Raw genomic sequence first — 12,238 nt, 5'->3', positions numbered from 1 at the left:
GATCAGGTGCGATCATCCAGGCGGTCCATCGTTTGGTTCAGTGCCTCGTCAACGCGGTTGTTATTGCGGTTGGTTGCGTGGCCTTTGACTTTATGAAAGGTTACTTGATCGAAACGGTTCATTTGGTGGAGCAGTGCTTGCCATAATTCAGCATTTTTAACAGGTTTGCCGTGGTTGCGCCAACCGTTTTGCTGCCACTTGACCCACCAGCGTTGTTGCATGGTGTTGATCACATAGGCAGAATCGGAGTAAACGTCAATCGGAATATCGGTTCGTTTGATCGCCTTGAGCCCTTGAATCACCGCCATAATTTCCATATAATTATTGGTCCGACCGTAATCGCCCTCAGAGAGCATTTTTTCATGCTCACCGTAGATCAGTAATGCGGCCCACGCGCTTTTGTCGGTGGGCCGAACTGAGCCGCCTGCGTGATTGCCGGTGTTGCGATTACCGCCGTCAGTATATAGTACGATTGATTCAGCCATGATACCCTCGCTTTCTAACTATCTATTGTAGGGGAATGCGGTGGTAATGGCTATGTTTGTTTATTTAAAAAAAGATTGAAAAGAGGCTGCTGCATGGAACGTTATCTTATCGCATTGGATTTGGATGGTACGACACTCAACACTGAAGGTCAGCTGAGTGCTGGCACGATCGCGGTTTTGCGGGCGGCACAGGCAGCGGGACATTTGGTCGTGATCACGACTGGCCGGCCGGATGCGATTTCCGAACAGTTTTATGATACGTTACACTTACAGGGGCCGATGATTAATTTCAACGGCGCCTTGATTCATGTGCCGCATCAGCAGTGGCAATATGAAAAAGAAGTGACAATTCCGATTTCGGTTGCGTTATCGTTACGCCAACTCAGCCAACGCTTTACCTTTAAAGTGATGGTGGCAGAAGGTAAGCGACTATTGGTGGCTGACCGGCCTTATGCCAATATTCCCTTCTTGCCGGATCGCTTACACCCTGATGCTTTATTGGATGAGCATGGGTTGCGTCAGGCGCCGATTTCGGTCACCATGTTTATGGAAGCTAAGACGTTTGAGCCGGTTTCGCAACAAGTGGCGGCTTTGTATCCGCATTTGGCAGCCAAAACCTGGGGCGCTTGGAGTGGCGACTATACGGCGTTAGAAGTGACTAGCCGAAATACGAGCAAGTCACGGGCGTTGGCGTATGTCGCCCAGCGGTATGGCATTGATCAGGCACATATCATTGCGTTTGGCGATGATATGAATGACTTGGACATGCTGCAATTTGCCGGACATGGCGTGGCAATGAAAAATGCGCGTCCAGCCATTCTTGAAGCGGCAGACGCGCAGACACCAAGCGATAACGATCACGATGGGATGGCAGATTACTTAGCGGATTATTTAAAACTGGCTTAATGACGATGACTTGGAAATAAATGAAAATTAGGGGATTGCGATCATGACAACGCTATATCTTGTCCGTCATGGGCAAACAGAATTCAATGTGCAAAAACGGGTTCAAGGGATGGCTGACTCGGCCTTAACACCAAAAGGAATCGCGGATGCTAAGGCGCTGGGACGCGGCTTTCAACTGGCAGGGGTGCATTTTGATGCGGCGTTTGCGAGTGACTTGACGCGGGCTGTCGATACTGCACATTTTATTTTAAGTGGTTTGGGTGAACCGCTGCCGGTAACGCGACTCATGGGCTTGCGTGAAGAAAATTATGGCAAGTTCGAAGGGCAACTGGCAAATGACTTTTCGCTGGCGACGATGGGCATTGCCAACTTCCATGATGCTTTAGCCAATCGCGAAATTACGTTAGCGCAAACAGCCGATGCGGCATTTGCGGCTAATATGGATCAGCATCCAAACCCGGCAGAAACCAATCGAATGGTGCAGGAGCGGTTGGACCGAACGTTGCGGGCCATTGCCGTGGAAGCCGAGGCAAAGGGATGGGAACGCGTTTTGGTGGTGTCACACGGAACGGCAGCGTTAATGTGGTTGAACTATATCCACTACAACATTGATGGCCGCGAAATGCTGGATAATGCGAGTGTCACCAAGTTAATGTGGCTTAATGACCGCTTTCGGGTGACGGACTTCAACGATCTAAGTTTTCTGCATCATGGGCAAGAAGCGCTTGGTTAAACCGTACTTTGCGGCAATGTTTTCTGATCGCGCCAAAGCAATAGATCAATCAGAATCAACACCAGCGTAGCCCCAGCTAAGGCGTAGGTGCCGATAGCATGGGTCAGGATACCCGTGACCCCGGCACCAAGGGCAAAACTCAAGATGATCGTACCAACAGTGGCTGCGGATGCGCGGCCTTTTTGTTGTCCGCGAATAAAGCCGTCATACAGGCTCTGCGCGGCGGTGCGTAAATTACCGGTCATCATCAGTGACGTGAACGGACCACCTTTTAAGCGGCGGAACTCTTGTAGCTGGGCAGCCGCAATCACTGAAACGATAGCGCTGGCCAACAAATCCGGCAGCCACTTCCCCAGGAGGCTGACCACCAAAAGCCATACAATTTCGTAACGGAGGATCCATCGCTGTTCGGCAAGCAGTTGGGGGCGATGACTGGCGTGTAGCTGCAAGGCGCGTGCAGCCATGGTGCCAAACATAAAGGCGAGAATGGGTACTAGATAGCGAATTGCCGTGTGCCACTGTCCTTGGCCAAGATGGACGCCGAGCAAAATAACGTTACCGGTTTGTAAGCCCGCAAAGACTTCACCGTGCAACAAGTAGGTATACGCATCAAAACTGCCGGCAGCAGCAGTGAGCAAGGTGCCGATGAGCAGGCGTTCGTGAATGGGGTAAGTGGTGGTTTGCATGTTTATGGTCGCCTCGTTTGCTTACTATTTGATTTTATTCTACGCAAGTTTGACCAGCTGACAATGAAAGTGACTTTTAAGCTTAAACCGTTTTGAAGGTGATGTTTGAAATTAAGTTTGTTCTAAGCTGAAAACGGTTTGACCTTAAACAAAAAAAATCCCGGCGAGCATAGAATCTACTCGCCAGGAAAGCTTTGTTTGTTTTATGAGTTAATGACTAAGTAAATAATAACAACCAGTTTAGGCACGAGTCATGCGGCCTGAAGCTGGTTGAATGTGATCTGGGTCATTATTTTTTTCGGTCTTCTTCTGTTTCTGGTGGAAAGGCCAAGACAGTTCCGCCGCCAAGGTTTTTGGTCATAGCGTGGAAGTTTGCAACAATTTTAAAATTAAGCTCTGACGCGTTCTGACGGTCTTGATCAGCGTAGTCAGTGATCGTCAAGAGTGCCGAATTTTCGTAGACTTTTTCGATTTTACCGGTGAAAGGAGCTTCCATGTCTTCTTTAACCTGACAGACCACCGCGTCACCAAGATGTAATTTTTCTTTTTCCATAATGCCTCCAACCTTTCCTGAATTCCCAACATAAGTGGCATACTATAACAACTGTTGCTCAATATCAAGGTACAAAAGGCGGAAAGTTTCAAAAAGTTAAAAATATTTATATGTTTTTTGAACTTAGGTACTTGACTTTGATGCGTAAGGCACACCATAACGCGCCGGCTCGCGCTCTTAAACGCGTTCACAGTCGCAGAAATCTCCGTGTAAGGACCTCAGCCGCAATGGCCAAAGTCGGGCCATCACGTCTGAGGCCACTTACACTCCGATTTCTAAGCGCTCCTGTTCACGCTCTTAAACGCGCTCCCCGGCGCAGGGATCGGAATGTAAGGACCTTGGTCGCAATGGCCAAGCCCGGGCCATCACGCCCAAGGCCGCTTACATTCCGATCCCTAAGCGCGCCGGCTCGCGCTCTTCCACCAGTTTGCTTTCCAAAAGCAGGTAAAAAGTGGTTATAATGGAATAAAATAGAAAGGACGAAATTAGTCATGGCAACTAGCAACACAACGATTGATCAATTAAATGAAGCAGCACAAAAGACAGCGCTTGAGACTTTTGCTAAGTTTTACCTGAGTCGGTTCTTTGGTGACGGGCTCGATGTTTTTTCTCAACTAGATGAGCAAGGAGATTTGGCGGATATTAACCACTACCTTCTTGATAATCGCACGTTGACGCGTGAGGAGTTAACGAGTGGGTTACTGACACATCGTTCTGGCAACTTGTTGGATCTTTTGAAACAGGTCAATGTCACATTCAACGCTCAAGGGGCGCCGGAAACACCATGGGCTAAATGGTATGCCGATCAAATTGAAGGCTTGCCGCAAGGACTTTAATCAAGCGCATGAAGCTGGGTGTCATTAAGTAGCGCATTGTTTTCGGACGATTTTTAGATGGCAGGCAGATCAGGCTTAAATCAGCCATAGAGACGAATCCAGTTTCTATGGCTGATTTGGTATCATCAGCACTTTGATCTACAACGGCTAAACGGTAAGCAGCATGGTTTACAGACAAGAAAGGAACATTATGACGCAATATTTAATCGTCAGCGATATTGACGGGACATTGACTGCCAATCATCATGACGTGACCGAAAAGACAACGCAGGCAATTGCCAATGCAGTGACAGCCGGAGCAGCGTTTTACGTTGCGACTGGGCGCATGCATGCACTGGCAGAAGTGGTAGCCCATCAATTTCAACCTTATGCCAACATTATTGCGTCAAATGGTGCGGTTTATGACTTTTCCGGTGAGCGGGTCCATCATACGTTGGGTGCAGCGGCGTTGACTGCGGTTGAAGAAGTGGCAACCGATCTTGGACTCAATGCGTTGTATTTCAGCGATGACACGGTTTATTTCACCGGGACCTTGCCGCCAGCGATTGAAGCAGCAGCACGGCGGTTTGCACCGAGTTCAGTCGCGATCGAGGTGGTTGCTTTACCGTCAGCAGCGGCATTATTAACCCACGCCGCAACGATCACGAATGGCATTATTTTCGGACCGAGTGACTCACAGGCATTGGCAGCTGGCAAGACCGCATTAGAGGCACGCAACGTTTTGCATGTCTCTGCGTCTGAACACACGAATCTGGAATTGATTCCTAAGCACATTGACAAAGCCAATGCCGTGCGTGAATTACAGGCGAAAACCGGCATTGACGCTGCGCACACGATTGCTTTTGGCGATGGTTTGAACGACTTAGGGATGTTGCAAGCTGCCGGGATCAGTGTCGCAATGGGTAATGCTGTGCCTGAAGTGAAACGCGTTGCTCGGTATGTCACTGATACTAATGTGGATGACGGCGTGGCAAACTTTTTAACGGATTTCTTTGAGAAGTGAGCTTTTTCCGTAAAAAGTGGGGTTTCTGGTTGATTGTTAGCGAAACGTTTGCCACCATAGAGATGGTAAACGTTTTTATTTTGCGGTCGTTTGAGGAGGGCGTTAATGATGTATCATGCAGCAGCTGATCGTTATGAGAAAATGCCGGTTCGCCATGCCGGTAAGACAGGGTTGATGTTGCCGGTTATTTCGTTGGGATTGTGGCAGCATTATGGCAACTTGGATCCATTTGGCCCGCGACGCTCGGTGATTTTGGATGCGTTTGATCGTGGCGTTTTTCATTTTGATGTCGCTAATCATTATGGTAATGGTGATCGTGAACCGGGATTTGGCTCTAGTGAAAGGTTACTGGGGCAGATTCTGGCCACGGATTTAAAACCGTATCGAGACGAATTGGTGATTAGTACCAAGGTGGGTTATGAGATTCACCCTGGTCCGTACGGTGTCGGGACGTCGCGTAAAGCAGTTATTCAAGGCTTGAATGATTCACTCAAGCGCTTGCAGTTAGATTATGTCGATATTTACTATGCCCACCGATTTGACGATACCGTGGCCTTGGAAGAGACGGTTAATGCACTGGATCAAACGGTGCGTGACGGTAAGGCATTGTATATTGGCATTTCCAACTATGATACGAAGCAGACCAAAGAAGCAATTGCGATGTTTAAAGATCTGCACACGCCTTTTGTACTGAATCAATACAGTTACAACATGTTTAATCGCACCGCTGAAACGTCCGGCTTGATCGATGCATTAAAAGCTGATGGTGCCGGGTTGATTGCATACGGACCGTTATCAGAAGGCTTGTTATCAGATCGCTACCTAAAGGGAATTCCGGATACTTTCAAAATCCATCCAACCAACAAGGCCACTTTTGCTAAGGGCAAAGAGGCTGTGGTTAAGCAACTAAATGCGCTTAATGAAATTGCACATGATCGCGACCAGACCCTGAGTCAAATGGCCTTGGCGTGGTTGTTACGGGATCCGGTTGTCACAAGTGTGATCATTGGGACGACCTCAGTTGAACACCTTCAGGATAACCTTAAAGCAACGGAACATCTGACCTTTACTGCTGAAGAGATTCAACAAATTGATGATATTTTAAATGCTTAGTTGACGTTTGGCTGTAAAAGGCTAAGCATAAGCATTAAAAAAGGGCTTCGGAGTATTTTTTGACTCCGGAGCCGTTTTATTTTTGAGGGACAATACTTTACTGGTGCTCTCAATCCACATGAAAAGCAGCAAGATGCGCCGCCAAATATTTTGCCGTTTCTCCATGACCTTGTTTGGCAATGGCTTGCGGCGTGCCGGCTGCTATGACGTGTCCGCCTTCTGCACCGCCTTTTGGTCCGAGGTCCAAGACGTAATCAGCGTTGGCAATGACATCTAAGTCGTGCTCAATGGCAATGACGGTGGCGCCGGTTTGCAACAGTCGCTGGAACACCGCCACTAGGGTCTGAACATCAAGCGGATGCAGGCCGACAGAAGGCTCATCGAAGACAAAAAGCGTGTCTTTTTGCGAGCGTCCCATGTGGGCAACAAGTTTGAGCCGTTGCGCTTCACCACCGGATAACGTCGGCGTGCTTTCGCCAAGATGCAAATAGCCCAGACCCATATCGTGCAAGGTTTGTAAGGTGTGGACGATGGTCGGTTCGTCCTTGAAAACGGTGAGTGCTGTGTCCACATCGAGGTCAAGCAAATCCGCAATGCTCCGCTCGTGCCATTTGATTTTCAGCACTTCTGGATTGTAACGTCGGCCGTGGCAGGTGGGGCAGGTTTGTTGCATATCCGGTAGATACTGGATGTCCAGATTGATAACCCCGGTGCCGCCACAGGTTGGGCAGGCGCCGGCTTTGACATTGTAAGAAAAATGGCTGCTGGTATATTGTTTGTCCTTAGCAGCAGGTAAGCTGGCGAAAAGATGCCGCAAATGATCCAGGATATCGGTGTAGGTGGCAACCGTCGAGCGGACATTTTTGCCAACCGGCGTTGCATCAATGGCGACCACATGGCGAATGCCACCGGTTTTTAGATTGCGAACAAACGTGGGAGCAGGCTGATCTTTGGTTGCGGAAAGTGCCGGCACTAGCGCATCGAAAATCAAGGTGGACTTGCCCGCACCGGAGAACCCGGACACCACCGAGAAACAATTAATCGGAAATTGGACGTTCAGATGATGAAGATTAAACCGATTCGTGACCGTGAGCTGCAACTGCTTGGCCTTGGCAATGGCCGCACTGCCGGCTTGCGGACGGACGATTAAAGGCGTTTTGCCAGTTAAAAACGGTGCGATTAGCGAATTGGCATCGTGACTAATTTCAGCCGGGCTGCCTTGATCAAGAATCTGGCCACCGTCAGCTCCGGCACCGGGTCCGATTTCGATGATTTGATCGGCGGCATTGATGATGGCGGTGTTGTGATCGACGACGACTAACGAATTGCCTTGATCGACCAAACCATGCATGACTTCCAATAAACCGGCGACATTGGCAGCGTGCAAACCGATGGAAGGCTCATCAAGGACATAGAGAACGCCGGTTGTTTCGGTGCGCAAGGTGCGGCTAAGCTGAATACGTTGCAATTCGCCGGTTGAAAGCGAAGCAGCGGCCCGACTCAACGTGAGATAACTTAAGCCTAGATCCATGATCGGCTTGAGCAGTTGGGTCAGCTCTTTGATAATATCGTGCGCCAAGGCTTGCATGTTAGCTGGCAGCCACTGGTAAATTTTCGGAATAAAGTCAGTTAGCTGCGTGAGCGTCATGTCGCTGACTTGAGCGATATTTTGATCGACCAGATGCTGGGCTAACAGTTTGGGTGCGAATCGGCTGCCGTGGCAGGTCGGACAAACGCCGAATTCATAGAAGCGATTTAACCGTTCAATTGCCCGTTCGTTTTTGGTGGTGGCTAGCGAATCTTCAACGGCATTAAAAGCATTTTCATATTGGGCGTGATCCATGTGAAAAATCTTGCCGGTTTTGCTTGGAATGTTGATCGCGTACTTTTTACGCTGGCCGTGCCACACCTGTTCTTGCTGGTCTTCGGGTAAGTCTTGAAAAGGCGTGTCAATGTCAATACCGATTGCTTGAGCCACATAAGGCATGAAGTTACGTCCCGGAAGCCGCCATGATGCTACGGCGCCTTGGCGAATGGTCAAAGTTGGATCAGGGATGAGGCGATTGGCCGCGAGCGTCCGCGCCTGCCCCGTACCGCCACAGGTTGGGCAGGCACCGGTCGAGTTAAAAGCAAAATCTTCAGCCGCAAATGCCATAAAGTGGACACCGCATGTGGGACAGGTGATCATCCCCATGCCGCTTTCGCCATCATTAGGCAGATCCATCGCTTTGGCAATATCAAGTGTCGGCGGAACGCGGTGACCATTGGGACAAACAGGGGAGCCCAGACGCGAAAATATGAGGCGAATAACGTTGAGGGCTTCAGTTGCGGTGCCGACTGTTGAGCGAATTCCCGGAACAACAGGCCGCTGTCTGAGCGCAATGGCACTGGGAATATGTTTGACCGAATCTGCCGCAGCCGGGCTGGTTTGGCCTAAGCGTCGGCGAGTATAAGTGGACAGCGCACTCATGTAGCGGCGCATGCCTTCTGCGTACAGCACGCCCATTGCCAGCGAGCTTTTACCGGAACCGGATCGGCCGGTGATCGCAACGAGCTTATTTAAGGGAATATCGACGTTGAGATGTTTCAAATTATTCACATACGCGCCCCGAACACTGATATGATCTGGAATTGCCATTGCAACACGCTCCTTTGGCAGACAAAACGTTTCGGTGAGTCAGTTTGAAAAGGCTGATGAGTTTATTGTAACGCAGCTGAGAAAAGCATCAAATTTATCGGAATATGCCAAAAAGCCTTACGCGGTGATGCGTAAGGCGTATGCGATTTTACAAATATGGGTGACGAACTATTCTTTTACCGTGACGCCGGTTGCTTGGCTGAGCAGTTTGATGAGTTTGAGGTATTTCTTTTCACCTAACTCATTGTACAGACGCTCGAGATTGCCTAAATATTCCGGTCCCAAGTCTTCGACAGCCTTTTCGCCGGCTTCACTCAGCACGAGTTTGAAACTACGGCAGTCTTCGGGATCGGGTTGCTTGTCGAGCAGGCCGCGTTCGAGCAGTGGACCGCTTGCTTTGGTAATGGCAGCCTTGGTGACGTGCATTTCTTTGGCCAGATTCGTTGGTGTTCGAGGTGTCGAATCGGTCGCCATCCAAAAGAGCAGATTTTGTTGATTCAATGGAATGTCAGCCGTTGACACCGGTGAAAAAAGCCGATTAAATTGGTTGACCGACTGGCTGGCCGACAAATATTGCTTTTTCATCGTCATGTTCCCCCTTTTTTACATAACCTCTTTATACTTTAAGTATGAACTCTTGAGGTTAAGGGGCGCAACAATTAGGGCGGATAACTAGTTAAATTGTTCATGGCATCACATTAATTTTTGATGATTATCAGCTAAGGAGTGTTGAAACGTGATTGACTGGCAAATATTGACGGAATATGCGAAAAAAGTTTCATCGCAGGATCATAGCGGGCATGGCTTCGATCATATTGAACGGGTGGTGGCGAATGCAAAACAACTAGTAGCCAAAACAGCAGGCGTTGATGCAACGGTTGTCGTGGCTGCGGCAACCATGCATGATACTTATGACGATAAGTTGGTGGCAGATGTCGGCGCAGCAAAAGCAGCCGCCCAGCAAGCGATGGCCGCGGCCGGGTTGACGCAGGTGCAGATTCAGGCAGTGACAGAAATTATTGACCACATGTCGTTCAAAGCAAATTTAGGCAAGCATCAACCGTTATCAGTGGCAGGACAGTTGGTGCAAGATGCGGATCGGTTGGACGCGATTGGTGCGATCGGAATCGGGCGCGCGTTTATGTACGCCGGTGCGCATGGTGGTCGCATGCACGATCCGGCACTGGCACCAAGAACGACCCTGACCGCAAGCAGCTACCGGGGAAAAGACAGCACGGTTATCAATCACTTTTATGAAAAGCTGTTGAAGTTAAAGGATCAGCTCAATACATCGGCAGCCAAACAGCTTGCTGAGCATCGGCAGCAAGTGATGCTGTCATTTTTGGACGAATTTAAAGCAGAGTGGCAGGGGGAACGCTAATGGTGCGATTGTTTTTCCGAAAATGTAATGCTATTATTTGGGTATTCTAATCTTGCTCAGAAAAGACTCATAATTAAGTGAAAATTGGCTGCAACGCTTGGTGTTGGATGAAACATTGTCTGGCGATGAAGCGGTGTGCCTAATACGGACAGCATGGTGAAAACCATTATTTTCCAACTTTAAATGGGTGCTTTTAAAGGGAGGCATGGCCGTGACGTTTCGACAATATCTTTTCCGGCTTAAGTGGCGGTTTGGCGTGTTTATCCTGATGTATGGACTTGAAATTTCTGCGCTGACTGCTGTGTCAATTTTTACTGGGAATATGATTACTGCGTTGACCCAGTTTAAAGTAAATGCCTTTGTGACTGCTGCGATTGTGATGGTGGTAGCGACTATCTTTCAACTGGTGATGCAGACGCTGACCAATATTTATCAGGTGTCACTACAACGGCGGCTCAATAATGACATTCGTACCGAAATAACGAAGAGCATTGCTGCGATGCCGTTTGAACAGTACCATGCGCGGTCGGATGCGGTGTATACCTCGTGGATGACCAACGATGTCAATACGATTAATACCCAGGGACTGCGCAATGTTGGCTATCTCATTCAGGCGAGCTGGCAAGTTGTGCTTAGTATCTTTGTGCTATTGACCTATCAAGCATCGTTATTTGCCACCACCTTGGTTTGTGCAGTGCTATTGATCACGGTTCCGATGATTTATCGTAAAAAGCTAAGCGCTGCGGCGGCAAAATGGAGTCAGGAAAACGAGAAACTGACTAATCGAATTACGGATATTCTTGAAGGCTTCAATACCTTATTTATGGCGAATCGCCGTCACGTCATGGTGGATCGGGTGTTTCATGCATCGAATGCGGCCGGGCACGCACAAGTTGGGTATATTCAATTCAATATGGCCACGCAATTCTTGATTAATTTGGTGAATCTAGGCAGTCAACTTTTCCTGCTGATCCAAGCCGGATTGCTGGCATATAACCGCGTGATTCCGGTTGGGGCGGTTGTCACAATTCATTCAGTGGCCGGGACGACTTTTAGTGGCTTAACCTTGATGAGTTTTGCCCTGACCACGGTTAAATCAGTCGCACCGATTTTTGATAAGTTTGCCAAGGCGATTCCATCACCGCAAAAACCGAAAGAGCCAGTTAATGGTTTGGAAGAAGGCATTCATCTGCAGGATGTCACTTTCACCTATCCGCATCGCAAGGAGCCGGTACTTAAGGATGTGACGATGACGTTGACGGCAGGTAAGAAAATTGCCATTGTCGGACCATCCGGCCATGGGAAAACCACCTTGTTGCGACTGATTAGCGATGTGCTAGCCGATTATCAAGGGCAAATCACGTGGGACGCCCAAAACTATCAGAAGCTTGATCCGCGCTCTTTGCGGGATCAGATTACCTATATTGATCAGGCACCTTATATCTTCAACGACACCATTCGCTTTAACTTGACGCTGGGACAGCAGGTGGCTGATGATGTGTTGCAGCATGCGATTGAAGCTGCGCGGCTGACAACGTTTATGGCGCAACAGGAACAGGGACTTGATACGGTTTTGGAACATAATGGGGCAGACTTGTCAGGCGGTCAAAAACAGCGAATTGCCTTGGCGCGCGGCCTCATTCGCCAAAGCCACGTCATCATCAGTGATGAAGGCACGGCGGCACTTGATCCTAAGTCAGGACTCGCCATCGAAAAATTACTGGTATCGTTGCCCAAGACCACACTGATCATGGTGACCCATAACCTTCGTCCGGAGATTAAAGATCAGCTTGACCAGATTGTAACGGTTTGAACCCATTGACGTGGCTAACAGCTTGAAATTTGCAGTTGGAAAATGGCTTGGTGCGATATTTTTCCAAAAAGGGCTTGCGGGGAATGGCGAT

General features: G+C 48.9%; 12 protein-coding genes. 7 read left to right on the top strand and 5 right to left on the bottom strand.

The features are described 5' to 3' along the window. Positions 1 to 2: 2 nt before the first annotated feature. A complete protein-coding gene (locus EL173_RS13595; RefSeq protein WP_005685160.1) occupies positions 3 to 485 on the bottom strand; it encodes a ribonuclease H family protein in 483 nt (160 codons plus the stop codon). 93 nt (positions 486 to 578) lie between these two features. On the opposite strand from EL173_RS13595, the gene EL173_RS13590 reads away from it, so the two are divergent. Further along, positions 579 to 1,391 carry a Cof-type HAD-IIB family hydrolase gene (locus tag EL173_RS13590; protein WP_005690913.1) on the top strand — a complete coding sequence of 271 codons (813 nt, stop codon included), beginning with the start codon at positions 579 to 581 and terminating at the stop codon, positions 1,389 to 1,391. Between the two features lie 43 nt (positions 1,392 to 1,434). After that, a complete protein-coding gene (locus tag EL173_RS13585; protein ID WP_005690914.1) occupies positions 1,435 to 2,124 on the top strand; it encodes a histidine phosphatase family protein in 690 nt (229 codons plus the stop codon). On the opposite strand, the gene EL173_RS13580 is transcribed toward EL173_RS13585, so the two are convergent. After that, the gene (locus tag EL173_RS13580) at positions 2,121 to 2,810 is read right to left on the bottom strand and encodes a YoaK family protein (protein ID WP_005690915.1); all 690 of its coding nucleotides are present in this window, start codon (positions 2,808 to 2,810) and stop codon (positions 2,121 to 2,123) included. The genes EL173_RS13585 and EL173_RS13580 overlap by 4 nt on opposite strands. Before the next feature lie 289 nt (positions 2,811 to 3,099). After that, positions 3,100 to 3,363, bottom strand: coding sequence for a hypothetical protein (locus tag EL173_RS13575; RefSeq protein ID WP_005690917.1), 264 nt, complete (start codon positions 3,361 to 3,363; stop codon positions 3,100 to 3,102). Between the two features lie 491 nt (positions 3,364 to 3,854). On the opposite strand from EL173_RS13575, the gene EL173_RS13570 reads away from it, so the two are divergent. From EL173_RS13570 to EL173_RS13560, 3 genes are all read left to right on the top strand, one after another. Next, positions 3,855 to 4,199: a hypothetical protein gene (locus EL173_RS13570; protein ID WP_005685172.1), complete on the top strand. Its 345-nt coding sequence runs from the start codon at positions 3,855 to 3,857 to the stop codon at positions 4,197 to 4,199. Between the two features lie 190 nt (positions 4,200 to 4,389). Then, positions 4,390 to 5,202, top strand: a complete 813-nt coding sequence (locus tag EL173_RS13565; protein ID WP_014571660.1) for a Cof-type HAD-IIB family hydrolase — start codon at positions 4,390 to 4,392, stop codon at positions 5,200 to 5,202. Between the two features lie 108 nt (positions 5,203 to 5,310). Beyond that, positions 5,311 to 6,315, top strand: a complete 1,005-nt coding sequence (locus tag EL173_RS13560; protein WP_005685175.1) for an aldo/keto reductase — start codon at positions 5,311 to 5,313, stop codon at positions 6,313 to 6,315. 109 nt (positions 6,316 to 6,424) lie between these two features. Here EL173_RS13560 and EL173_RS13555 read toward each other — a convergent pair whose 3' ends face one another. Further along, positions 6,425 to 8,953 (bottom strand): excinuclease ABC subunit UvrA, encoded by a 2,529-nt coding sequence (locus EL173_RS13555; RefSeq protein ID WP_005690922.1) that lies wholly within the window; start codon positions 8,951 to 8,953, stop codon positions 6,425 to 6,427. A 168-nt stretch (positions 8,954 to 9,121) separates the two neighbouring features. Further along, the gene (locus EL173_RS13550) at positions 9,122 to 9,538 is read right to left on the bottom strand and encodes a MarR family transcriptional regulator (RefSeq protein ID WP_005714141.1); all 417 of its coding nucleotides are present in this window, start codon (positions 9,536 to 9,538) and stop codon (positions 9,122 to 9,124) included. Positions 9,539 to 9,689: 151 nt separating this feature from the next. On the opposite strand from EL173_RS13550, the gene EL173_RS13545 reads away from it, so the two are divergent. After that, entirely contained in the window at positions 9,690 to 10,334 is a 645-nt protein-coding gene (locus EL173_RS13545) for an HD domain-containing protein (protein ID WP_005690927.1), read from the top strand. Between the two features lie 211 nt (positions 10,335 to 10,545). Beyond that, positions 10,546 to 12,147, top strand: coding sequence for an ABC transporter ATP-binding protein (locus EL173_RS13540; protein ID WP_014571658.1), 1,602 nt, complete (start codon positions 10,546 to 10,548; stop codon positions 12,145 to 12,147). Positions 12,148 to 12,238: the final 91 nt, after the last annotated feature.

This window comes from Lacticaseibacillus rhamnosus, from assembly GCF_900636965.1.
GTDB classification, from domain to species: domain Bacteria; phylum Bacillota; class Bacilli; order Lactobacillales; family Lactobacillaceae; genus Lacticaseibacillus; species Lacticaseibacillus rhamnosus.
This window is presented reverse-complemented; position numbering and strand designations above follow the sequence as displayed.

Coding starts and splice junctions, on each gene's coding strand:
- EL173_RS13595 (WP_005685160.1), bottom strand. CDS start 485: ATGGCTGAATCAATCGTACTATATACTGACGGCGGTAATCGCAACACC.
- EL173_RS13590 (WP_005690913.1), top strand. CDS start 579: ATGGAACGTTATCTTATCGCATTGGATTTGGATGGTACGACACTCAAC.
- EL173_RS13585 (WP_005690914.1), top strand. CDS start 1,435: ATGACAACGCTATATCTTGTCCGTCATGGGCAAACAGAATTCAATGTG.
- EL173_RS13580 (WP_005690915.1), bottom strand. CDS start 2,810: ATGCAAACCACCACTTACCCCATTCACGAACGCCTGCTCATCGGCACC.
- EL173_RS13575 (WP_005690917.1), bottom strand. CDS start 3,363: ATGGAAAAAGAAAAATTACATCTTGGTGACGCGGTGGTCTGTCAGGTT.
- EL173_RS13570 (WP_005685172.1), top strand. CDS start 3,855: ATGGCAACTAGCAACACAACGATTGATCAATTAAATGAAGCAGCACAA.
- EL173_RS13565 (WP_014571660.1), top strand. CDS start 4,390: ATGACGCAATATTTAATCGTCAGCGATATTGACGGGACATTGACTGCC.
- EL173_RS13560 (WP_005685175.1), top strand. CDS start 5,311: ATGTATCATGCAGCAGCTGATCGTTATGAGAAAATGCCGGTTCGCCAT.
- EL173_RS13555 (WP_005690922.1), bottom strand. CDS start 8,953: ATGGCAATTCCAGATCATATCAGTGTTCGGGGCGCGTATGTGAATAAT.
- EL173_RS13550 (WP_005714141.1), bottom strand. CDS start 9,538: ATGAAAAAGCAATATTTGTCGGCCAGCCAGTCGGTCAACCAATTTAAT.